The organism is Paenarthrobacter sp. 10L412 (genome assembly GCF_056395565.1).
Genome location: NZ_JBFTJT010000018.1, coordinates 79064 through 100989, shown reverse-complemented (window position 1 = coordinate 100989; position 21926 = coordinate 79064). Strand labels below are relative to the sequence as shown.

The following is a 21926-nucleotide window of genomic DNA, read 5'->3' as shown; positions in this document are numbered from 1 at the left end:
GTTGCTGGGTCAGTCGGACTTCCAGCGGTTCAGTAGGACGGCGAGGACCAGGATCACGCCCTGTACGCCTTGCTGGAAGTAGGAGGAAACGCCCATCAGGTTCATACCGTTCATCACCACGCCCAGCAGAAGCACGCCGATGACGGTTCCTCGGATGGTGCCGACGCCGCCAAAGAGGCTCGTTCCGCCAATGACGACGGCGGCAATCACCTGGAGTTCGTAGCCGGTACCTGCCACCGGCGCGGCGCCGTCCAGACGCGCTGTGAGAACGAGTCCGCCAAGGGCGGCAGTGACGCCGCCAATGAGGTAGACGGTGAACAGTACGCGGCTGGTGGAGATGCCGACTTTCTTGGCCGATTCCTCATTGCCGCCCACAGCGTAGACATGGGAGCCGAATTTGGTTCGGCTCAGCACGAACTCGCAGATGATGGCGGCCACCAGGAAGATGATCACGGGTACCGGGACGGGCCCAATGAAGCCGGATCCCAGCCACTCGGCCGGTCCGCTCAGGCCGGAGACAACCTGCCCGTCTGTGATCACCAATGCTGCTGTGCGGGCTATGGCCATGGTGGCCAAAGTGGCCAGGAAGGGAAGGATGGCTCCCCAGACAACCATTGCCGCGCTCAGGAAACCGACCAACAGCCCGACGCCAAGCCCGGCGATCAGCGGGAGCCAAAAAGCGCCCCCGCTGGCAGGAGCGAGCAGGGCGAAGGTCATGCCGGCCAGACCGACTACGGAGCCCACCGACAGGTCGATGCCTGCCGTGATCATGATGAAGGTCATTCCCAGTGCGATCAGTCCGATGATGGAGGACTGCCTGACGACGTTCACGATGTTGTTCAGGGTAAGGAAGTTCGGCGCCGCTGCTGCGAGGAAGACCAGGATCACCACGAACAGGATGATGATTCCGTAATCGCCAATGAACCGCTTGACCTTCGTTGCGGTCAGGCCTTCCTTAAGCTCGGCAGGGCCCAGCTTGGTCTTCAGATTGTCCATGGTGATGCTCATAAGTCGCTCCCGTTCGTAGTACCGCGCACGGCCAAGGCATCAACGGTTTCCATTGATGAAGTGCTTCCGATTTTGCGGCGTTCCTCAGGGATGCCGCTGCCGGTGTCCACGTAGTCGTCCAGAGTGCCGTGGGAAATCAGGTGGGCCACTTGGGCTTCGGAAACCTCGCCCACGCGGAACCGCCCCACCACTTGCCCTTGGCGCATGACGGCGAAGCGGTCTGCCACTGCGAAGGCCTCGTCGAGGCGGTGGGTGATGATGATGACCGCGATGCCCAGGTCCTTGAGGCGCTGGGTTACTTCGATGAGCTTGTCCACCTTGGCCACCGACAGGTTTGCGGTGGGCTCGTCCATGATGATCAAGCGGGCGTCGAAGGCCAGGGCCCGTCCGATTGCCACGGCCTGCCGCTGGCCACCGGAGAGTCGCTTGACCTTCAGACGCGGGTTGATGGGAATGTCCAGGCGTTCCAGCACGCGCTTGGTCTCGGATTCCATCTTCTTCCTGTCGATGATCCTCAACAGCGGACCCAGGATGTTCTTCTGGGGCTCCCGGCCCAGGAAGATATTGGTCCGGACATCGAGGTTGTCTGCCAAGGCAAAGTCTTGGTAGACCATCTCGACGCCTTGGTCGCGCGAAGCGGAAGGGGTTGGGAACTCGGTCCGCTTCCCATCCAACTCAATCGAGCCGCGGTCAGGTTGGTAAACGCCCGTCAGCACTTTCATGAGCGTTGACTTGCCGGCGGCGTTGTCTCCAAGAAGTGCGAAGGTTTCGCCGGGCATGACATCGATGCTGACTCCGCGCAAAGCGGACACCGCCCCGAATGTCTTGTGTATGTCCTTGAGGGCGACTAGCGGAGCTGTCGCCGGTGGTGCGTCGGTCATCTCATCCTCGTTTGATAGGGCCATGCAAATGAACCGGTGAAACACCTTTGACAGATGGCCCATCAAACTACGTTGTTTGACTTTGCAGACTTGGGGTATTTCCAAGGAAGCCCCGCAGCTGCGTGACCCTTGCCACACTGTTTCACTTACTTGAACTTTGGCGGACCGGAGAATGCGGCAGATGTGCCACTTTGAAACACCGCCTTGCCTTGAATTGTTGCCGTGGGAAACAATTCACTTTCCTTAAAGGGCAAAGCCCGGTTCGGGCACGGATTGTTGCGAAAGAATCCGTGCCCGAACCGGGCAATTCAGGGTCAGGCCGAGAGGTCCACTGCTATTGCTCCCCCGGTCCGGGCGGATTTCTCCGCCCCGTCAGCCAGGATCAGGGCCGCACGGCCGTCCTCGAAGCCCGGACTCCGCGAGGGAAGTCCGCGAACAGCGCGCAGGAACTCTGCGACTTCAAGCCGATACGCCTCAGCGTAGCGCTCCAGGAAAAAGTTCTGGTACGGAGCAATTCCCTCCACGGACCTTGCGCCCCAATGCCGGACCAGGCTGTCGTTCTTGTTCGCTACGTGAAGCAAGCCGTCAGATCCGAAGGCTTCCATGCGTTGGTCATAGCCGTACGCGGAATGCCGCGAGTTGAAGATGGTCACAAGTTCATCCTTGGAACCCCGCAAGGTAACCACCGCCGAATCGAAGTCGCCCGCCTGCCGGATGCCATCGCTGAAGAGGTTCGCGCCCGCGGCCGACACCTCCACGATGTCCGGGATGAAGTAGCGGGCCATGTCCAGGTCGTGGATGGTCATGTCCCGGAAGATCCCACCGGACTGCGGGAGGTAGGCCGCAGGCGGCTCCCCCGGGTCCCGGCTGGTGATGATCAGTTGCTCCAAGGCCCCGATCTCGCCAGCCCCCACACGCCGTCTGAGCTCAACGAAATGCCTGTCGAAGCGCTTGTTGAAACCCAAAGCGATGGGAACGTCGGCAGCTGCCGCCTTGGCCCGGAGAGCATCGACCCGCGCAATCTCAAGGTCGATTGGCTTCTCGCACAGAACCGGGATCCCGGCGTCGATCGACTGTTCAATGAGGTCCACGTGAGTGGCCGTCGGAGAGGCGACAATAACGGCGTCGACTTCCCCGGAAGCAAAGACCTCTTCCGGATCGTCGCTCACGCGCCCACCGTATTCGGCGGCTGTTCGCTTGGCACCCTCTATAAATGGATCGCACACCCAGGCCAACGTTGCTTCTTCCAAGGTTGCCAAACTCATGGCGTGTACTTGACCGATCCTGCCGGTCCCGAACAGGCCCACTCTGATCTGTTGCGTCATTGCAGGTCTCCAGACGTTGAGATGTCTATTGGTCGATTTTTTGCCTGCCCAAGCGTGCATAAACTTCCGGACGCCTTGAACGCAGGACGTATGCGTAGATAATTCCGCCAATAAACAGGGTGAAAGTGAAGGACATGAAAATAGCCGTCATAAGGGCGGAACCGCCGATCAGCTCCGGGTAATTCGCGATCGCCAGGTAGGTGATCAACCCGAGGAAGATCACGCTCACTATCGGTGCCACGATCGTTTTCCACACGGGCTCAGGAGCGAATCCGCGGCGGCGGACGAAGTAGACCAGGACGGCGAAGCTCGTGATAAACATCAGCAACAGGACCGAGAAAGTGCCGCTTCCACTGGCGATCGGGTAAAGGGCTTCAGGAGCAACCCCTATTACGGTAAACAGGACGGTTGCTACGGCCCACAAGATGCCCACGGCCAGCGCTGAAACGTACGGCGACTTGTGCCGGGGGTGCACCCGGCCCAAGGCCTTGGGGAGTGCCCCATCAGCGGCCAGCGAGAAACTGTAACGGGCCGCGATGTTCTGGATCGAGAGCATCGAGGCCAGAATCGACGTAATCAGGAGGACCACACCAATGTCAGCGAAGATCTTGCCCACCAGCACCGTTGCGGAGTCGTTGAACAGGTTCACGGTGTTGGCCTTGGCCGCTTCCTGGACGTTATCCGCACCCAGGAACGCCGTGTAAGCCCACGCTGCGACTGCGTAGAACAGACCGATGCCCACCACGGCCAGGTAGGTTGCCCTGGGGATGGTCCGGTCCGGGTTCTTGACCTCGTCCCGGTAGATGACAGTGGCTTCAAAACCGAAGAAGTTACCGACGGCGAAAAGCAGCGCAAGGCCCAAGCCGGCGTCGGTAATCCGCGGCATGGAGAACCCAACGCCTTGGGACACGTCGCCCGAGGCGAACGCCGCAACATCGAAGATGATGACAACCGCTGACTCAAGCAGCATGACGACAGTCAGCACTTTCGCGGAAAGGTCGATCCGGTTGTACGCCAACATAGTGGTGATGACGATGATGCCCAGCCCGTACCAATACCACGGGATTTCCGGACCGCCCATGGTATTGACCACAAAGCTCTGCAGCGTGAGGGCGAACAGGGACGGCGCGAAGAATCCGATGAAGATGTAGCCCACCAGGGCCAAGAGCGCCCCGCCAAGCCCGGCCGGCTTTCCCAGCCCTGCGGTGACGAAGGAGTAGAAGCCACCTGGCGCCTCGACGCTCCGGCTCATCTTGACGAACCCCACCGAGAAGATCAGCAGCATCAGCGTCACCAGGAGATAAATCCCCGGAGCAGTGCGGCCGCTGAAAAGTAGCATTACGGGCAAGGTGCCGGCAACGGTGGTCAGCGGGGAAGAGAACGCGAGCACGTTCATCACGAGCTCGCCCACCCCCATATTTCCGCTGAGCTTGTTTTCCTGGGTCTGGGTAGGCGTTATTGGCTTGCCTTTTATTGAGCTAGACATGTAATCCTCGTCACGAAATTTAAAGTGCTGAATCACACTATCGACGCGGATTGTGGGAGTACTGTACCAGCTTGAGACAGCCCTTTTGGAGCAGTCCCGCCGAGCTTTTTCAGGTCCACGACGTCGCCCAGCGGCTGCCCTGTCTTCCACTGCTGCAGGTTCTTTGCAAAGCAGTCCACCACACGTCCGCGCCACCCGATCAGGTCACCGGAGGCATGGGGCGAAACCAGGATGTTGCTGCGGCTCCACAGCGGATTTTCGGCCGCCAAGGGTTCGTTCTCGAAAACGTCCAAGGCTGCCGCACCCAAGTGACCTGCGTCGATCGCATCGAGGAGGTCCTGCTCCACCACCACGGCCCCGCGGCCTACGTTGACCAACCGGGCACCGGCACGCATCTTATCGAACCGGGCGGCGTTGAACAGGCCGCGGGTCTCCTCCGTGAGGGGAACAGTCAGCACCACGTCCTGGGCCTTTCCAAGGAGCGCATCCAGCTCGTCGAAGGAGGCAATGGCGCCCAACTGCTTGTCCTCGCGGGCGGTCCGGCCCACCACCGACACCTCCATGCCCGCCGCGCGCAACAGCAATACAGTTTCGCGTCCCACCGGTCCCGGGCCGACCACCAGCACGTTGCGGCCCAGCAAGGGCTCGGTTTCCCGGTGCTGCCATGTCCGCGCCTGCTGCAGCTCGATGGTTCGCCGCAGATCCTTGGTGAACATCAACAGCACGCCAAGGACCCATTCCGCGATGGGCCTCTCGCACACGCCCCGTGAGTTGCTGACAACAATGTCGCTGTTGATGATCTCCTCGGTCATGAGGCTGTCGACGCCGATGCTGGAGGTGTGGATCCACCGCAACTGTCCCGGGCCAACGTCGCGCAGGAGCTTTGTCCGGAAATCGTTGAGGAACAGGATCTCCGTTCCCGGCAGCGCCGCCCGGAACTCGTCCGCCGTCCGGACCACCACCACCTCCGCTTCGTCCTTCAGACGTTCCACGGGTGGCACCGGCCGGCCCTCCTGGACGATGACAATCACTTTAGGTCGTGACATATTTTCTCCTTTTAAGGGGCGCTTCCGCAGGAGCGCCCCTAAAACTCGTGCTTAGTATCGGCGGCGGCCTACCAGCCGCCCTGCCAACCGCTCATCAGTCCGTACGGCAGCCGTTGCGGCTCTTCATCCGGCAAACCCTTGAGGAAGTCGAAGTCGCAGCCCTCATGTGCCTGGTTCACGTGGTCGATGAACAAGCGTCCGTAGCCGCGCCGGTATTTTGGCGCGGGGAGCTTGAGCTCGGCCAATCGGGCCTCGATCTCTTCGGCAGGGACGTCCAGGTCGAGGCGCTGATTTTCGACGTCCAGCACGATCGGATCGCCGTCGCGGACAATGGCCAGCGGACCGCCCACAGCAGCCTCCGGCGAAACATGCAGGACCGTGGTGCCGAAGGCCGTGCCACTCATTCGCGCATCGGAGATCCGGACAATGTCCCGGATGCCCCGGCGCAGCAGCCTCTCCGGAATGGGAAGCATGCCCCACTCGGGCATACCGGGAGCTCCTACGGGGCCGCTGTTGCGCAAGACCAGTACGGAGTCTTCCGTGATATCCAGATCTGGATCATCAATCCTGCGGCCGAGGTCGTAAATGTCCTCGAACACCACCGCCGACCCCTTGTGCTGCAGCAGGTCCTTGGAGGCTGCGCTTCTCTTGATCACGGCACCATTGGGTGCCAAGGAGCCACGGACGACGGCGATGCCACCTGAAGCGTCGAAGGGTTCTTGGAGGGTGCTGACTACGACACCGTCCGGCTCCGGTGCCGTCTTGTAGCCATCTTCAAGGGACTCACCCGTGACGGTGATGGCGTCCTTGTTCAGGAGTGGCGCCAGCTCCTTGAGTACCGTGGAGATGCCACCTACCTGGAACAGCTGCTGCACCAAGTATTCACCCGATGGGCGGACATTGACGATGCGAGGCGTGCGCTGCGAGATTTCGTGGAAGCGATCCAACGGCAGCTCGTAACCAACGCGCCTCGCTAGCGCCAGGAGATGCACGACGGCATTGGTGGAGCCACCTACAGCCATCAAGAGCGTGATGGCGTTATCAAAGGCTTCTTTGGTCAAGATTTCGCTGGGTTTCGGCCCCTGGGTCAGGGCCATTTCCACTGCCCTGCGTCCTGTGGCTTCGGCTGCTTGGGCGCGGCGCGCGTCCACTGCAGGGATTGAGGCAGTACCCGGCAGGCACATGCCCAGGGCTTCGACGAGGGATGTCATGGTGGAGGCAGTGCCCATCTCACTGCAGTGTCCGGCAGATGGTTTCGCTGCGGATTCAAGCTCGTCGAAGTCCGCCTCGGTGATCTTTCCTGCACGCAACTCATCTGCGTACTTCCAGGTGTCAGTGCCAACCCCGAGCTGTTTCCCCCGGAAGTGGGCGGGCTCCTGGGGGCCTCCCGTCAGCATGATGGTGGGAACATCCGCACTGGCGGCACCCATGAGCTGTGCTGGGACGGTTTTGTCACAGCCGCCCAGAAGCACGATGGCATCCAGCGGGTAGGCGCGGATGGACTCTTCAACGTCCATGGCCATCAGGTTCCGGAACTGCATGGCCGAAGGCTTCATCAAGCTCTCACCCAGGGAGATCGTCGGGAACTCCAGCGGCAGCCCGCCAGCCATGAGGACCCCGCGCTTCACGGCGTCGGCCAACAGTTTGAAGTGGATGTTGCAGTTGACCAGTTCCGACCAGGAGTTTGCTATGCCAATGACTGGCTTGTCTTTGAGGGCGAAGCGTGAGAAGCCTTCAGCCTGGATGGCGGTGCGGTGTACGAATCCGGTGAGGTCGTGTGGCGCGAACCATCGTGCGCTGCGGAGGTCGTTGTAGTTCGACTCGGACATATCTTTCAAGGCTCCTTGGCTTGTTTGTCTCTATGAGGTCTTGGGTGTGGCAGTTACGCGGCGGATGTGCCGCCGTCGAACGCCATGCTGGTGCCGGTGGCGAAGGTGCCGTCAACGGCCAGGAAATAGATGGCTGCTGCCACCTCCTCGGGATCAGCGAACCGGCGCAGCGGCACAGTGCTTTGCTTCTGTTGCAGAGCCAGGACGGGATCCGGCTCGGCGTCCAGGCCCGAGCGCAGCATGGGCGTATCAATCGGACCGGGGCAGACGGCATTGACGCGGACATGGGGCGCCAGCTCCACGGCAAGCGCCTTGGTAAGCCCCACGACGCCTGCCTTCGCTGCGCAGTAATGGGCCAGCCCGGCGACTCCCATGGTTGCGAGGTCCGAGGCAACATTGACGATCGCTCCTCCCCCGGCTCTGCGCATGTGGAGGCCCGCTTCCCGGGCAACGTAGAACGTGCCGGAGAGGTTGGTGTCCAGCACTTCGCGCCAGCGGTGCTCGTCCAGGTCCTCCAGGGGCGCGTAACCGGCAACCCCGGCAGCGTTGACCGCCACGTCGAGCCCACCGAGGGAGTGGATGGCGCCCCGGACGCCATTCCGGACTGAGTCGGCGTCAGCGACGTCGGTGACCACCTGGTGTGCGCCGCCGTCGATCTCTCCTGCAACCCGTTGCAGCTCTCCGGCGCGCCGCCCCATGAGGGCCACCCGCGCACCCCGCGCCGCGAAGAGTTTTGCGGTCGCTTCTCCGACGCCGGACGTTGCGCCCGTGACGAGCACCCGCAAAGGTTCGTTACGGGTTTGTTGACTGCGGTCCATCATCGTCGACGGGCTCCTCTTGGTTGGCGTTGCTGGACTAGTACGTTCCACTCAAACAGCCGGACGCCAGCTCCGGATGTCTCAGATTGAGACACAGCGCACACACCTTGCCTCCATAGGCTGATGCGCAGATGCCGCCTATCTCTGCGGCACAGCACCGCCGGAGAGCGGCACAGACTAAGGAGTCCACTTTGGAAGACCAGAAACGCATTGGCGTTGGCCTCATATCGGTGGGGTGGATGGGGCGACTGCATTCCCGCGCCTACCTCGCCACCAAGCAGTTCTTCCCTGAACTGCCGCGCCACCCCGAGCTTGTGATCGCGGCAGACCCCGACGACGCCGGCCGCCACCACGCCGAGGACGCGCTCGGTTACAGGGAAACCGCCACCGACTACCGCAAGGTGCTCGAGAACCCGGACGTTGATGTCGTCTCGATCTGTTCCCCGAACTTCCTCCACCACGAAATTGCGTTGGCTACCATCGAGGCCGGAAAACACTTTTGGATCGAGAAGCCCATGGGCCGCAGTGCCCAGGAATCCCGCGAGATTGCCCAAGGTGCCGAGGCTGCAGGACTCATCACGTCCGTGGGGTTCAACTACCGGCATGCACCGGCCGTAGCTGAAGCCAGACGGCTCATCCGCTCCGGCGCACTGGGCAAGGTGACCAACGTGCAGATCCGCCTGCTGACCGGCTACGCCTCCGACCCGACGCAGGTCTTCACGTGGCGCTACGAGCAGGCTCGGGCGGGCTCCGGTGTCCTGGGTGATGTGCTGAGTCACGGTTTTGACCTTGCACAGTTCCTCGTTGGGCGCATCACTTCGCTCAATGCCGTCACGGAAACCTTCATCAAGGACCGCCCGCTGCCGGCCGGCAACTCCTCCAACTCCTTCGACATGGGCCAGGCCTCGGATGTCACCCGTGAGGTGGAAAACGAGGACTACACCGCCATGCTGGCCCGCTTCGAAGGCGGCGCGATCGGCATGTTCGAATCCACCCGCGTTGCCATTGGTCCGCACGCCGAATACATCGTCGAGGTGTACGGCACGGAAGGCTCCCTGCGCTGGAACTTCGAACGGATGAACCAACTTGAACTCGCTACGGACCGCAGCGGCTACCGGACCATCATGACCCCTCCGGCCTACGGCGAGTTCGGGCGCTTCCAGCCGGGCCCCGGCCCGGGCATCGGCTTCAACGACCTCAAGACCATCGAAGCCGCGCTCTTCCTGCGTTCCGTGGCTGAGGGCAAGCAGCTTGGACCCTCGGTGGCCGATGGTTGGTCGGCCTCGGAGCTGGTGGATGCCTCGCTGCGCAGCGCCGGTTCCGGCGACTGGGTGGAGATTCCGGAAGTCTCCGGAAAGACGACGTACGGGGCCTAAGCCCTTTGGACACAGAAGGAGGCCGGATCGCGATGATCCGGCCTCCCTTTTGGTGCGCTGATTTTGCTGCGCTGAAGCTACTTGGCGAAGCGGAACAGCTTCTTGTTGGCGAATTCCAGCATGCCCACCTTGCCGAGTTCGCGGCCGTACCCGGACTTCTTGACGCCGCCGAACGGCACGTCCGCACCGCTGAGGTCGTAGGCACCCACGAAGACCATACCGACGTCGAGCTGGTTGCCGACGCGCTCGGCGCGCTCCATGTCGTCGCAAATCACCACGGAGCCCAGGCCGTACGGCGAGGAGTTGGCCAGTTTGATCGCTTCCTCGTCGCTGCCGACCCTGTACAACTGGGCCACGGGGCCAAAGAGCTCCTCGCTGTAGACATCCATGGACGGGGTGATGTTGGTGATCACCGTCGGCGTGAAGACGTTGCCCTTGGGCTCATTGTTGCCCACCAGGATCTCGGCGCCCTGGTCCAAGGCGCCCTGCACCTGCGAGGCCAGGAATTTGGTGGCCGAATCGGAAGACATCGGCCCGAAATCGCCGTTCTCGTAGGACTGTCCGGCGATGGCGGCCTTGAACTTCTCCGAGAACTCGTCGAAGTACTTGTCCATCACCACGATCCTCTTGGAACCGTTGCACGACTGGCCCGTGTTGCCCATGCGGCCCATTACGGCCTTCTTCACCGCAAGGTCCACGTCGTCCGTGTCCAGAACAAGGAACACATCGGCGCCGCCAAGCTCCAGTACGCACTTCTTCAGCGCGCGCCCCGCCTGCTCAGCCACGATCGCTCCCACCTGCTCCGAACCGGTAAGTGAGACACCCTGCACACGGTCGTCGGCAATGATCTCCGAGATCTGCTGATGGGTGGCGAACAGGTTGACGTAGGCGCCCTCCGGGAAGCATGCGTCGCGGAAGAGTTCCTCCAGCGCCAACGCCGATTCGGGGCACTGGCTGGCGTGGCGGACGATAACAGTGTTGCCCAGAATGATATTCGGAATCGCGAACCGTGCCACCTGGTAGTAGGGGTAGTTCCACGGCATGATGCCCAGGATCACGCCAAGGCCCTGGTACCGGAAGAAGCTCCGGAGCCCGTCGGCTACTTCGAGTTGCTCATCGGCCAGCCATTCCTCGGCATGCTCGGCGAAAGCAGCTGCGATGGACCCGGAGAACTCGGCCTCGCCCACGGCCTGCTGCAGCGGCTTGCCCATTTCACGGTTGATGATGGCGGCCAGCTTGTCCTTGCGCTCGACAAACAGGTCCGCAAGACGCTTGGCCAAGGCCGCGCGCTCGGCCACCGTGGTGGTGCGGGACCATTCCTGGTAGGTCTGCTGGGCGGCGCTGAGCCCGGCTTCCACCTCTGCGTCAGTGGCGGCGGGGTACTCAGCATGGATGGTTCCGGTGGCCGGATCAGTAACGGCAAATGCGCTCATAATGAATGCTCCTTTGTTACGAAAATCAGAAAGAACGGGCAAGCCCGTAAGACGACGGGCGGGACCGCTGCGTAGCGATCCCGCCCGGTGCGCTTAGCGCGTTTCAGGTGCGGTGGTGGCAGCGTAGAAGCGCTGGCGCTCACGGCCCTTGAGGTGCTTGGCAGCACCCTCCAGGGTGGCGGGTCGCTCCGAAGTCATCGGAGCTCCAACGTCCCAGAAGGCGCCATTGCCGGAAAGGTAGCGCCACGGCTCAACACGGGCCACGATCACGGCGGGGCCCTCGGCTTCCTGCGCTTCGGTGAGGGCGGCCGAGAACTCTTCGATCGTCGTCGTGGACCAGGCAGCACAGCCCATGCTGGCTGCGTTGGCTGCGATGTCGAAGTCGAGGATCGCCCCGTCCAGTCGACCTGACTCTTTGCTGCGTTCCCGGTACTGGGTGCCGAATTCGCGGCCCGGACCACCCTTAGCAACCTGGAGGGGCCAGATGCACTGGTGTCCGCGGTTGTCGATCACGATCGTGATGATCTTCTTGCGTTCCTGGACAGCCGTGACCAATTCCGTGGGCTGCATGAAGTAGGTACCGTCACCGATCAGGACGTACACCTCGCCCGGCGCTTCGGGACGGGCCAAACGGTAGCCGAGGCCGGCCGGGATCTCATGGCCCATGCAGGAGTTGGCGTATTCGAAGTGAATTTCGGTGCCGTTGGAGGGATCCCACGCTTTATGGATGCCTTCAACCACGCCGCCGGATCCCAAAATCAGGGCATCGTCGCTGGTGGTGCACTTGTTGAGTACGTCAATCACCTGGGCCTGGCTCATCAGTTCGCCGGCGAAATCCTGAAGGTCGTGCTTGCGCACCTCCTGCGTGGCCTTGCGGGCATCTGCGATGTCGCTGCGGAACTCGTCCGACGTCGAGTATCCGACGGTGGCGAGGCGCTCCCGCAGGGCGGCCAGGTTCAGCTTGGCATCCCCGATCACGGGGAACGAGCCCATCTTGTGGGCGTCGAACGAACCCACGTTGAGGTTCACGAACTTTACGTCCGGGTTTTGGAAGAGCGAGTGGGAAGCGGTGATGAAGTCCTGCAGGCGTGAACCCACTGTCACCACCACATCAGCACCATCTGCGATCTCGTTGGCGCCCACGGTTCCGGTCACACCCAGCGCACCGAGGTTGAGATCGGTGATGGGTCCGCTGCCCTTGCCTGCGTAGGTCTCTGACACCGGGATGCCGAATTCCGCGCTGAAGCGTGCCAGTTCGTCTTGTGCCTTGGAGTAGCGGACACCGCCACCGGAGATCAGCAGCGGACGCTTGGCGTTGCGGATGATTTCGACGGCGTCGCGCAGCTCGTCTTCAACGGCCGGGCGACGGCGGATGTGCCAGACGCGCGGGGTGAAAAAGGACTCCGGGAAGTCGAACTCGGCACCTTGGATGTCTTGCGGAAGGCAAACCACCACGGCACCGGTTTCCACCGGGTCGGTGAGGACGCGCATGGCCTCCGGGAGCGTTGACAGCAACTGTGCAGGGTGGGTGATCCGGTCGAAGTATCGGCTGACGGGACGGAAGCAGTCGTTGGCGGAAACATCTCGCTCAACGGGGTGCTCGATCTGCTGCAGCACCGGGTCGCCGAACCGGTTGTTGATGATGTCCGCGGGGAACAGCAACACAGGGAGGCGGTTGGTGGTGGCCGTGGCGGCACCGGAGACCATATTGGTGGATCCTGGGCCTGCTGAAGCGGTGCAGGCCAGAGTGGCAGCACGGTTGGAAGCCTTCGCGAAACCAATGGCCGCATGGACCATGGATTGCTCGTTCTTGCCCTGGTAATGCGGGAAGTCCACGCCGTATTCGTCGATGCCCTGGGCCAGGCCAACGGAGTTGCCGTGCCCGAAGATGCCGTACATACCGGCGATCAGACGCCGTTTTTCACCATCGAGTTCGCTGTACTGGACCTGCAAATACTCAACGATGGCTTGTGCGACAGTGCGGCGGCGGACGGCCTTTTTATCGGCTGCGATATTGACCTCGGTGCCGATATCAGCAGCGGCTGTGCTAGTCATGGGTTCTCCTAAATTCGTAGGTGCGTCGGCATTTGCAAACCGATTCGCCCGAACATCAGGTTTTCACCATGGGGAAGCAAAGTTGTGTCCCAGTTTGGGACGCAGCACCCATGTTCCCGGACACGAAAACAACAGCAGCCGACGGCGGTACGTGCGTACCGCCGTCGGCTGCTGTTTGTTTTCGGTTGTCTTAGTCGAAGCGGTAAGGCTCCTGCGGTCCCACGGAGGGCAGCGGCCGGGGCCGCTCGCAGGTACTTTTGATCGCGATGTGCTTGCCCTGCTCAGAGGACGCCTCGAAGGCGAGGAGGACTTCCAGGACGTGGTAGGCGAAGTCGCCGCCGGTCCGGGGTTCCACGCCGTTGCGGATGGCGTAACCGAATTCGGCCAGGCCGATGCCACGGTAGGCGTCGTCCCGGTGGGTGATGGGTGTTTCGCGCCAATCTCCGCCACCGGGAGGGGTCATGTCCAGTGCAAGGTCGCCAGGCTCGCCGCGGCGCAGCACGGGAGCGCCGGAGAAGTGGTCCGGGTTCGGGGCGGCCAGCGAACCGCCCGTGCCGTAGATTTCCAGGTGCGGCAGGTTGTGGTTCCAGATGTCCCAGCTGACGATCACCGTAGCTGTGGCGCTGGACTCGAAGTCGAGGGTGCCCGTGACGTGCGTAGGGGTCTGGATCTGGATGACTTCGCCCTCCTTGCCGGGGCGGGGACGGGTCTCGGACGAACGCGGCGTGGTTGCTGAGACGCGGGAAACGGGGCCGAAGAAGTTCACCAGGTTGGTGATCAGGTACGGTCCGATGTCCAGCATGGGGCCAGCTCCGGGGCTGTAGAACGGGTCCACGTTCGGGTGCCAGTGCTCATAACCGCGGCACGCGAAGGACGCGAAAGCTGCAACAGGCTCACCGATCCAGCCGTCGTCGATGAGCTTGCGGCTGGTCTGCATGCCGGAACCCAGGAAGGTGGTGGGAGCGGAGCCAACCTTGACGCCGGCTTCCCGTGCCGCGTCCAGGATCTGCTTCGCTTCCTCAAGGGACGTGGCGAAGGGCTTCTCGGAAAGGACATGCTTGCCGGCCGCGATCGCCTGGAGGGTGACCGGTGCATGGAGCTTGGGCGGCGTGAGGTTGAGGACCAACTCCACGTCTTCATCTGCGAGCAACTCGTCCGGGGTGAGGGCCTTGGGAACGTCGTACTCGGCAGCACGCTTCCGGACTGCCTCGGGGTTCACATCCGCGAGCGCAACGATGTTGACGTCGGGGTGGACGCCGATCTTGTCCAGGTATTGGTTAAGTACATTTCCGACGCCGATGATGCCGACTCGAATGGGTTCCATGTGAATCTCCGTAAATGTTTGTTGGAACATCCCGAGGCGAGGAATATACCCCGCCTCGGGATGGGTTGCGATAGCTGTCGGCTAGCCGGCCAGGCGTTCCTGACGGGCCTTCGCTGTGGCTGCCTCGTCAACTGCGCCGTCGGTGATGACCACGCCGTAATCGGCAGCTGCTGCCTCGGCAGTGACGCGGGATTCCCGGTAGTCGTCGAGGACTGCGAGGACGTCACGCTCCAGCGGATCGCCGTAGCCGCCACCGCCGGGGGTGATGGATACGACCTTCTCGCCCGACTGCAGGTCGTAGCGGCCTACTACCGGGATCTCGCGCCGTTCGCCGGTCTTGAGGTCCTCTACCCAGGCGGACGGTTCTGCCCCGTCGTGGCCACCACGGACACCTTTGGGCGGGTTGATCTTGCCTTCGATGCCGTAGGTGAGGGTGACGCTCTCCCCACGGGGTTCCATGGTGACGCGGGTTGCGAGTCCGCCGCGCTGGCGGCCGGCTCCGCCGGTGTCTGCTACCAGGGTGCGTTCGTGAACCAGGATCGGGTAGCGCTGCTCGTCCACTTCCACGCTGTCGTGGTACAGCAGGGCGCCGCACACTGGACGCTGGTAGGTGGGCCATCCGTCGACGAACGGGGTAGCCGGCCCGCCGACACCGCCTACCAGGATCTGGTTTACATAGGCGTTGCCGTTGCGTTCGTCCGTGCCGGAGATGACCGACTTGGCGGGTGCCTGGCCGGCCGCACCCTCGGCGGTGCCGTATCCGTCGTCGATCTGGGAGAACGCGGCCTGGACGATGTTCACTACGCGGTCGGCGAGGTTGGTGGTGCCCGAGGAGCAGGAGTACGGGTGCTTCGGAACACCGACGGCGCAGCCGTCACGCAGCAGCACTTCCACCCGGCGGAAGGTTCCAGCGTTGCTCGGCAGGTTCTCCGGAATGCCGGAAAGGATGCCGGCCAATGCGGCGCCGGTGGCCGTTGCCTTGGTGAGGTTTAAGCCGTTGGGAAGGTTGTCCGGGTTGTCGCGCAGGTCGATCACAATCTTGCCCTGCTTGGGCTTCACCTCGAGGGTCGCCTGCAGCTGCACGCCGTCCGGTCCGGTGCCGGGGAAGGGATCGTGGGCAGAGGTGCCGTGGAGGACGTACTCGGGCAGCTTCTCGATTGCGCCGGCGGTCAGTCGCTCGGAGTAGTCGAACCAGGCGTCCACAAAGTCCACCAGGTCATCGACTCCGAACTTTTCTGCGAGCTCGTGGATGCGGCGCTCGGCGATACGGGAAGCACCCACGGATGCGAGGTAGTCGCCGTACCACTGGTCGGGCACACGGATGCGGGACCTGCACATGCGGATGATGTCGTCGATGTCTGTGTAGTCGCGCTGGATCCGGACGCAGGGGAAGATCAGCGCGCCTTCCTCATAGACATCCCGCGCTGTTGCGAAGAACGTGGTGGGAAGCGAGTTGCCGCAGTCGGCCTGGTGGGCCTTCGTCACGGCGGTGAAGAGGTGGCGTCCTTGGATGAAGATGGGCACCAGGATCACGTGGTCTGCAGCGTGCGAGTTACCCATGTAGGGATCGTTGTGCAGGAACGCGTCGCCTTCCCGGATGTCCTTGTGCAGTTCCACCATGTCTTCGCCCAGCGGACCGGCACCGAAGACGTGCACGGGGACTCCTTCGGCCGCGGCGAGCAGTTGGTTGTCTGCAGTCAGTACGGCGCAGGAGAAGTCGCGGGCGGTGTTGATGACTGATGAGCGGGCGGAGCGGAGCAGGCCGTTGGTCATTTCGCGGACGATGCCGTCGAATGCGTTGGCAAGGACCGAGAGCTTTACGGGATCGAATTCGCGGGTCACGGTTACGCCTCCTTACGGGTGAGGTAGATGTTGGATCGTTCATCGAGCGTGGCGTCCCACTCCGGCGGCACGACGATGGTGGTGGTTGGCTGGTCGATGACGGCAGGCCCGATGATCTTGTCGCGGGGGGCGAGCGTCACGCCGCGGTAGCGCTGGGTGCTGAAAGGTTCGCCGCCAAACACGATGTCGTCGGTGCGGTGGATTTCCGCCGTTCGGCTGAGTTCGCTTTCAGACTTGGCGTTCTCCGGACGCGGGATCTCCACGCGGACGCCCCAGGTGATAATCTCCACGCGGCTGTCGGGGTCGTGGGTGCCGTTGCGGCGGTCGTGCTCTTCGTGGAAGGCGCGCTCGATGATGCCTGCCGCATCGCCGGAGGTGTCCGGGGCGGCGTCGAGGTAGACGCGGAGGTCCCAGGCCTGGCCGGGGTACCGGGCATCCACGAAGTAGGTGACCTTGGGTGCCTCGCCCACGCCATCGAAGCGCTTCACGAAGGCCTCAGCCTTGGCTGTCAGATCCTCCACAGCGCGGGAGGCCGAACCGGCGTCGAAACTGCGGGTGTCGTTGTGCAGCGGGGAGAGGAACTCTGTGGCGATCGGGGCGCGGTGGGCGCCGTAGGCGGCCAGGACGCCGGCGGTCGCCGGGACAAGGACGGTGTCGGCTTCCAGAAGCCTGCCGATGATCGCTGCGACCATGGCACCTGCGCCACCGCCGGCAACAATGAGCGCGCCCCGGGGATCAACGCCCTGTTCGAGGGCAGACTGTCGGATGGCGGTGGCCATGTGGTTGGCGGAGACATCCAGGATGGCCTGGGCGGCCTGGAGGGTGTCCATCTTCAACGGCCCGGCGATGCGGGTGTCAATGGCCTTGATGGCAGCCTCGCGGTTCAGGGTGAAGCCACCTTCGAAGCCCTCTGTGTCGAGGTAGCCGAGCGCCACGCAAGCGTCCGTGACGGTTGGTTCTTCGCCGCCGCGGCCGTAGGCTGCCGGACCGGGGGTGCTGCGCGCACTCTGCGGGCCCACGCGAAGCAGCCCGCCGCCGTCGATCCAGGCGATGCTCCCGCCGCCGGCGCCAATGCTCGACACCGCTACGGAGGACAGGCCGGTGAGGTGACCGACGAACGGCTCCCCCAGCCACGCTTCACGGGTGTGACGGACCACGCCGTTCTCCACCAAGGACACATCGAAGGTGGTGCCGCCCATGTCGCAGACCACCACGGTGTCGTGGTCTGGAGCAGCTGCCGCACCCACCAGCGGTGCCATGGACGGGCCGGAGTTCAGAAGCAGGACGGGACGGTCAAGGACATCGGCGACGTCGAGGACGGCACCTTCTGAGGTGACCACCAGCAGGTCCCCGGCGAAGCCGTATTCCTGGAGGTCGGAGCGGAGCTTGCCCAGGTGGTCGGCCATCAACGGCTTCAGGGAAGCGTCGATCGAGGCTGCCGAGGAGCGTCGGTATTCGCGGATGGTGGGATTTGCCGCGTTGGAGAGCGTGTACGGAACGCCGGGAAGAATTTCCTGGATCAGCTCGGCAACGCGCTTCTCGTGGAGGTCGTTGATGATGGACCACAGGAAGGAAACGGCTACGGCTTCAATGCCCTGTTCCCTGAAGGATCCGAGGACTTCGCGGACCTGTTCTTCGTCCAGTGCCACCAGGACTTCGCCCTCGGCAGAGATGCGCTCGGTGATTTCGAAGGTTAGCTGGCGGGGAATGTACGGCGGCGGGTAGGCAGCCTTGGAATCGAAGGCGTCACGGCGACCACCTTCGCGCAGCAGCAGGGTGTCGGCAAAACCGTCCGTGGTCAGCAGCGCAGTCTTGGCGACCTTACCGGTGAGCACTGCATTGGTGGCGTGGGTGGTGCCGTAGACAATGACGTCTGCGTTGCGCAGAACATCGTCACCGCTCCAGCCAACGGACTCGGCTGCACGGCGGACGGACGCTTCGAAGCCGGTGAACACGCGGTCGTAGGTGGTCAGCGCCTTGCCCACCGCCATGTCACCGCTGTTGGAACCGACCACGACGTCGGTAAAGGTACCGCCGGTGTCGACGGCGATGCGGTACCTGGCCTCACTTGCTTGTGTTTGTACATCACTCATGGTCTTCATTACTTTCGTAGAGCTTGCAGGGGGTTAGAGCTGGGGCTTGCCCACGGTGTTGCGGAGCAGCCCCACCTTGTCGATCTCGATTTCCACCGTGTCTCCCGGTTCCAGCCAGACAGGTGGATTCCGCTTGGCACCAATGCCCTGCGGGGTCCCTGTGGCAATGACGTCGCCCGGTTCCAGGGTGAGGAAGCTTGAGAGGTAGGAGACGATCCGCGCGATCGGGAAGATCTGGTGGCTCGTGTTGGAGCGCTGCACTTCGATGCCGTTCACGCGGGTTGCGAGGTCCAGGTTTTGGGGATCGCCCACTTCGTCCAGGGTGACCATGGCCGGACCCCACGGGCTTGAGCCGTCTACGGCCTTGCCTGCCAGCCACTGGGTCCCGCGGTACTGCAAGTCGCGAGCGGTGACATCGTTCAGCGGGGCAAGCGCTGCAACATAGTTCAGCGCTTCTTCTTCGGTGACCCCGCTGGCCGTGCGCCCGATGACTACTGCCAACTCGCCTTCGAAGTCGAGGTTCTCGCTGATCTTCGCACCGCCGATCTCGTCCTCGGGTCCAACCATGGTGGAGGCGAACTTGGCGAAAACGTCCGGGTACTCCGGGAACGCGCGGCCGGTCTCGGCAACGTGGTCCTTGTAGTTCAGTCCTATGCACAGCACCTTGGAAGGATTGGGTACAGGTGCGGTCAAACGGATATCGGCCCGGGTACCCACATGGGCTTCGGGGTCCCGACCAGCCAATGCGCTGACCTCGGCCGAAATGGCCTCAAGCCTGTCACCGTAGAATTCCAGGAATTCCCGGACGGACGTCGTGGCTCCGTGCACCGCCTGGCGGGAACCCTGCAGCAGCAGCTCCAGGTCATAGACGGTGTCATCGATCAGGACGCCGCCGCGAACGCCGGACTCGTGTTCGTAGGAAACAATCTTCATGGCTACTTTGCGCCTTCCGTGGTGGGAGCCCCTGCGGCGACTGCCAGGACAGCGTCGGCCAGGCGGTCCGTAATGTCAGCGACAACCTTTTCGTCCATGGGCGTGGACAGCGACAACAGGTTGGCCGGGGAGCCCAGCAGGCCGCGCTCGTAAGAGGCCCACCACAGCTTGTGCTGGGTGTGTTCGTCCACCTTCTCTGCACCGGCCGGAACCGCGCGGAGGAGTGAGCCGCGGCCGCGGATCTCCCAGCCGGCTTCGGCAACACTGGCGTTGACCGTGTCGCGAGCGGTGTCGCCCAACTGGTTCAGGCGCTTGACCTCATCTTCCGTGTAAAGGCGCAGGGCGACGGAACCCGCTGCCATGCTCACTGGGTTGCCGGAGAAGGTGCCACCGTGAGGCAGGCTGCCAGGGAGCGTCGGGTCCACTTCGGCCATCAGCTCGGCCGTGCCGCAGACAGCTCCAACGGGGAATCCGCCGCCGATGAGCTTGCCCGTGGTCAGCAGGTCCGGGGTAACCCCGTATTCGCCGCTGAAGCCGCTGTAGCCAAGGCGGAGGCTGATGACCTCATCAATGATCAGGACAATGCCGTAACGGGTGGCCAGCTCCCGGGCAGTCCGGACGAAGTCCTCGTTGATGGTAAGGAGGCCGGCACGGTTGGGCAGCAGGTCCAGGATGATGGCAGCGTAGGCGTCCGGAGCGGCCTCGACCGCTTGGCGAAGGAATTCGACGTCGTTCAGCGGAACCGCTGTGACGTCGTCGATCACGCCGCGGGTGACGCCGCGCTGGTAGGACGGTCCACCGGGAACCAGGGCAACCTCGGACGTTCCGTGGTATCCGCCCTTGGTGACGATAACGCGCTCTCGGCCAGTGCTGGCACGGGCGATGCGGATCGCGGACATGACGGCTTCGGTGCCGGAGTTTGCGAAACGGACCTGGTCCAATTCGGGAAGGCGGCCGAGCAGGAGTTCGGCGAGTTCCCATTCGTAGAGGTTCGGGATACCCCAGCTTGCACCAGTGGTGAGGGCCTTGGTTGCAGCTTCGGTGATTTCCGGGTGGGCATTGCCGTGGATCAGGGACGTGAAGTTGTTGTTCGCGTCGATCAGTTCACGGCCGCGGTCATCCCACACCCGGTAGCCCTCGCCCTTGATGGCGTAAGGGCTTGGTGCGCCGGTGTAGTAGGTTGACCGGCCGTAGCCGCCAGGCAGCAGCGGGAAGCCGCGCGGCCCACGGCGCAGATGCGGATCCTCTGCAGGGTTCTGCAACGCAGCGAGGTCTTCCAAATGATTGGTGGTAGCCAAGTCGGGTTTCTCCAGTCTTTTCAGTTCACGAGTCGTTTCAGTTCACGAGTCGTTTCAGTTCACGAGGTCGATGAGCGGCTGGCCGGTCAGCGCGAGGCGTACGCGCTCCACGGCACCGTCCTGTAGGGCACCTGTCGACCGGTTGGAACGCCACGCGATGTGCGGCGTGAGGATGGCGTTTGGCGCCGTCCGCAGGGGGTGTTCCGCACCGAGCGGCTCCTGGGCGAAGGTGTCGATGCCGGCGCCTGAGATGTGCCCGGAGGCCAATGCTTCGGCGAGCGCGGTTTCATCGATGAGTCCGCCGCGGGACACGTTGACGATCACTGTGCCTCGACGCATTTTGGCGAGGACGTCGGTGGAGATGAGGTTCGTCGTCTCGTCGTTCAGCGGCAGGTGGAGGGAGACGACGTCGGAATTTTCCAGGATGTCTTGAAGCCCCGTCATCTCCACGAAACTCTCCGTGACAAAGGGATCATAAGCGCGCACGCGAGCTCCTACAGAGGAGTACATGCGAGCCACGTGCTGCCCGATGCGGCCCATGCCCAGGACGCCGACCTCAAGCTCGGAGAGGACAGGGGTGTCGTAGCCGATGGTTCCGGCCCAGCCAAGGTTGTCAATGGCGGCGTTTCCGGCAGGTAGGCGGCGGGCCAACGCCAGGCCCATGGCGAAGGCATGGGAGGCGACTTCTTCCGAGGCCGTGCCCGGAACGATCGAGACCGGGATACCCGCTTCGGTAGCCGCGGCGACGTCGATGTTGTCGTAGCCGATTCCGTACCGGATCACTGCACGGCACTTGGTCATCAACGGGAAGTCGGCGGCAGTGAGCTTGGCATAGGGCGTGATCATCACAATGTCGGCTTCGGGAAGCCCTTCGCGGAAGGCATCGGTGTCTGCCGCGGGGTTGAGTGTGTAGCCGAACTCCTCCGCGAGCGCGTGCTCACGGTCCAGGTCCGGGAAATGGTGAGGGGCCACAAGAATGGTTCCCTGGGCATCGCGGGTCATAGTCAGTCGTCCTGTTCGTGTTCGTACCCTCGGTCGCTGCCGGACACTCCTTGGGACGGGTGCCGGTGCCGGGTGATTTCCAGTACAACGCGATATCGCGGCGGCCATCCGTGCCATATCGAGACACCACAGTGGGACACTTTGTCCCACCGACTGGGGAGGGCCGGGCAGCACAAG

General features: G+C 63.1%; 16 protein-coding genes. 1 reads left to right on the top strand and 15 read right to left on the bottom strand.

Going from position 1 to position 21926, the window contains the following annotated elements; genetic code table 11:
• Positions 1 to 9: 9 nt before the first annotated feature.
• The 7 genes from AC1DD7_RS21460 to AC1DD7_RS21430 form a co-directional block, all read right to left on the bottom strand.
• Entirely contained in the window at positions 10 to 1008 is a 999-nt protein-coding gene (locus AC1DD7_RS21460) for an ABC transporter permease (RefSeq protein WP_242633464.1), read from the bottom strand.
• Positions 1005 to 1889 (bottom strand): ATP-binding cassette domain-containing protein, encoded by an 885-nt coding sequence (locus AC1DD7_RS21455; protein ID WP_165478341.1) that lies wholly within the window; start codon positions 1887 to 1889, stop codon positions 1005 to 1007. The genes AC1DD7_RS21460 and AC1DD7_RS21455 overlap by 4 nt, the downstream gene beginning before the upstream one ends.
• 314 nt (positions 1890 to 2203) lie before the next feature.
• On the bottom strand, positions 2204 to 3214 hold the full coding sequence (gene iolG, locus AC1DD7_RS21450) for an inositol 2-dehydrogenase (protein WP_131134399.1): 1011 nt from the start codon (positions 3212 to 3214) through the stop codon (positions 2204 to 2206).
• Positions 3215 to 3239: 25 nt separating this feature from the next.
• Entirely contained in the window at positions 3240 to 4700 is a 1461-nt protein-coding gene (locus AC1DD7_RS21445; protein WP_131134398.1) for an APC family permease, read from the bottom strand.
• Positions 4701 to 4732: 32 nt separating this feature from the next.
• On the bottom strand, positions 4733 to 5746 hold the full coding sequence (locus tag AC1DD7_RS21440) for a D-2-hydroxyacid dehydrogenase (RefSeq protein WP_131134397.1): 1014 nt from the start codon (positions 5744 to 5746) through the stop codon (positions 4733 to 4735).
• A gap of 68 nt (positions 5747 to 5814) precedes the next feature.
• Entirely contained in the window at positions 5815 to 7575 is a 1761-nt protein-coding gene (locus AC1DD7_RS21435) for an IlvD/Edd family dehydratase (RefSeq protein ID WP_165478340.1), read from the bottom strand.
• A gap of 53 nt (positions 7576 to 7628) precedes the next feature.
• The gene (locus AC1DD7_RS21430) at positions 7629 to 8396 is read right to left on the bottom strand and encodes an SDR family NAD(P)-dependent oxidoreductase (RefSeq protein ID WP_131134395.1); all 768 of its coding nucleotides are present in this window, start codon (positions 8394 to 8396) and stop codon (positions 7629 to 7631) included.
• 188 nt (positions 8397 to 8584) lie between these two features.
• Between AC1DD7_RS21430 and AC1DD7_RS21425 the strand changes: the two genes are divergently transcribed.
• The gene (locus AC1DD7_RS21425; protein WP_131134394.1) at positions 8585 to 9769 is read left to right on the top strand and encodes a Gfo/Idh/MocA family protein; all 1185 of its coding nucleotides are present in this window, start codon (positions 8585 to 8587) and stop codon (positions 9767 to 9769) included.
• Positions 9770 to 9846: 77 nt separating this feature from the next.
• On the opposite strand, the gene AC1DD7_RS21420 is transcribed toward AC1DD7_RS21425, so the two are convergent.
• From AC1DD7_RS21420 to AC1DD7_RS21385, 8 genes are all read right to left on the bottom strand, one after another.
• Positions 9847 to 11202 (bottom strand): aldehyde dehydrogenase family protein, encoded by a 1356-nt coding sequence (locus AC1DD7_RS21420; protein ID WP_207307800.1) that lies wholly within the window; start codon positions 11200 to 11202, stop codon positions 9847 to 9849.
• A gap of 93 nt (positions 11203 to 11295) precedes the next feature.
• Positions 11296 to 13257, bottom strand: a complete 1962-nt coding sequence (gene iolD / locus AC1DD7_RS21415) for a 3D-(3,5/4)-trihydroxycyclohexane-1,2-dione acylhydrolase (decyclizing) (protein ID WP_131134392.1) — start codon at positions 13255 to 13257, stop codon at positions 11296 to 11298.
• 190 nt (positions 13258 to 13447) lie between these two features.
• A complete protein-coding gene (locus AC1DD7_RS21410) occupies positions 13448 to 14581 on the bottom strand; it encodes a Gfo/Idh/MocA family protein (RefSeq protein WP_242633463.1) in 1134 nt (377 codons plus the stop codon).
• Positions 14582 to 14662: 81 nt separating this feature from the next.
• Positions 14663 to 16423 carry a hydantoinase B/oxoprolinase family protein gene (locus AC1DD7_RS21405; RefSeq protein WP_131134390.1) on the bottom strand — a complete coding sequence of 587 codons (1761 nt, stop codon included), beginning with the start codon at positions 16421 to 16423 and terminating at the stop codon, positions 14663 to 14665.
• 2 nt (positions 16424 to 16425) lie between these two features.
• Positions 16426 to 18516: a hydantoinase/oxoprolinase family protein gene (locus tag AC1DD7_RS21400; protein ID WP_131134389.1), complete on the bottom strand. Its 2091-nt coding sequence runs from the start codon at positions 18514 to 18516 to the stop codon at positions 16426 to 16428.
• Between the two features lie 33 nt (positions 18517 to 18549).
• The gene (locus tag AC1DD7_RS21395) at positions 18550 to 19449 is read right to left on the bottom strand and encodes a fumarylacetoacetate hydrolase family protein (RefSeq protein WP_131134388.1); all 900 of its coding nucleotides are present in this window, start codon (positions 19447 to 19449) and stop codon (positions 18550 to 18552) included.
• A gap of 2 nt (positions 19450 to 19451) precedes the next feature.
• Positions 19452 to 20747, bottom strand: coding sequence for an aspartate aminotransferase family protein (locus AC1DD7_RS21390; RefSeq protein ID WP_207307799.1), 1296 nt, complete (start codon positions 20745 to 20747; stop codon positions 19452 to 19454).
• A 54-nt stretch (positions 20748 to 20801) separates the two neighbouring features.
• Complete coding sequence (locus tag AC1DD7_RS21385) at positions 20802 to 21749, bottom strand: C-terminal binding protein (protein ID WP_131134387.1); 948 nt, start codon at positions 21747 to 21749, stop codon at positions 20802 to 20804.
• Positions 21750 to 21926 lie beyond the last annotated feature (177 nt).

What these genes read in the sequence shown, in the direction of transcription:
- AC1DD7_RS21460 (WP_242633464.1), bottom strand. Translation starts at nt 1,008, where the DNA reads ATGAGCATCACCATGGACAATCTGAAGACCAAGCTGGGCCCTGCCGAG.
- AC1DD7_RS21455 (WP_165478341.1), bottom strand. Translation starts at nt 1,889, where the DNA reads ATGACCGACGCACCACCGGCGACAGCTCCGCTAGTCGCCCTCAAGGAC.
- iolG (WP_131134399.1), bottom strand. Translation starts at nt 3,214, where the DNA reads ATGACGCAACAGATCAGAGTGGGCCTGTTCGGGACCGGCAGGATCGGT.
- AC1DD7_RS21445 (WP_131134398.1), bottom strand. Translation starts at nt 4,700, where the DNA reads ATGTCTAGCTCAATAAAAGGCAAGCCAATAACGCCTACCCAGACCCAG.
- AC1DD7_RS21440 (WP_131134397.1), bottom strand. Translation starts at nt 5,746, where the DNA reads ATGTCACGACCTAAAGTGATTGTCATCGTCCAGGAGGGCCGGCCGGTG.
- AC1DD7_RS21435 (WP_165478340.1), bottom strand. Translation starts at nt 7,575, where the DNA reads ATGTCCGAGTCGAACTACAACGACCTCCGCAGCGCACGATGGTTCGCG.
- AC1DD7_RS21430 (WP_131134395.1), bottom strand. Translation starts at nt 8,396, where the DNA reads ATGATGGACCGCAGTCAACAAACCCGTAACGAACCTTTGCGGGTGCTC.
- AC1DD7_RS21420 (WP_207307800.1), bottom strand. Translation starts at nt 11,202, where the DNA reads ATGAGCGCATTTGCCGTTACTGATCCGGCCACCGGAACCATCCATGCT.
- iolD (WP_131134392.1), bottom strand. Translation starts at nt 13,257, where the DNA reads ATGACTAGCACAGCCGCTGCTGATATCGGCACCGAGGTCAATATCGCA.
- AC1DD7_RS21410 (WP_242633463.1), bottom strand. Translation starts at nt 14,581, where the DNA reads ATGGAACCCATTCGAGTCGGCATCATCGGCGTCGGAAATGTACTTAAC.
- AC1DD7_RS21400 (WP_131134389.1), bottom strand. Translation starts at nt 18,516, where the DNA reads ATGAGTGATGTACAAACACAAGCAAGTGAGGCCAGGTACCGCATCGCC.
- AC1DD7_RS21395 (WP_131134388.1), bottom strand. Translation starts at nt 19,449, where the DNA reads ATGAAGATTGTTTCCTACGAACACGAGTCCGGCGTTCGCGGCGGCGTC.
- AC1DD7_RS21385 (WP_131134387.1), bottom strand. Translation starts at nt 21,749, where the DNA reads ATGACCCGCGATGCCCAGGGAACCATTCTTGTGGCCCCTCACCATTTC.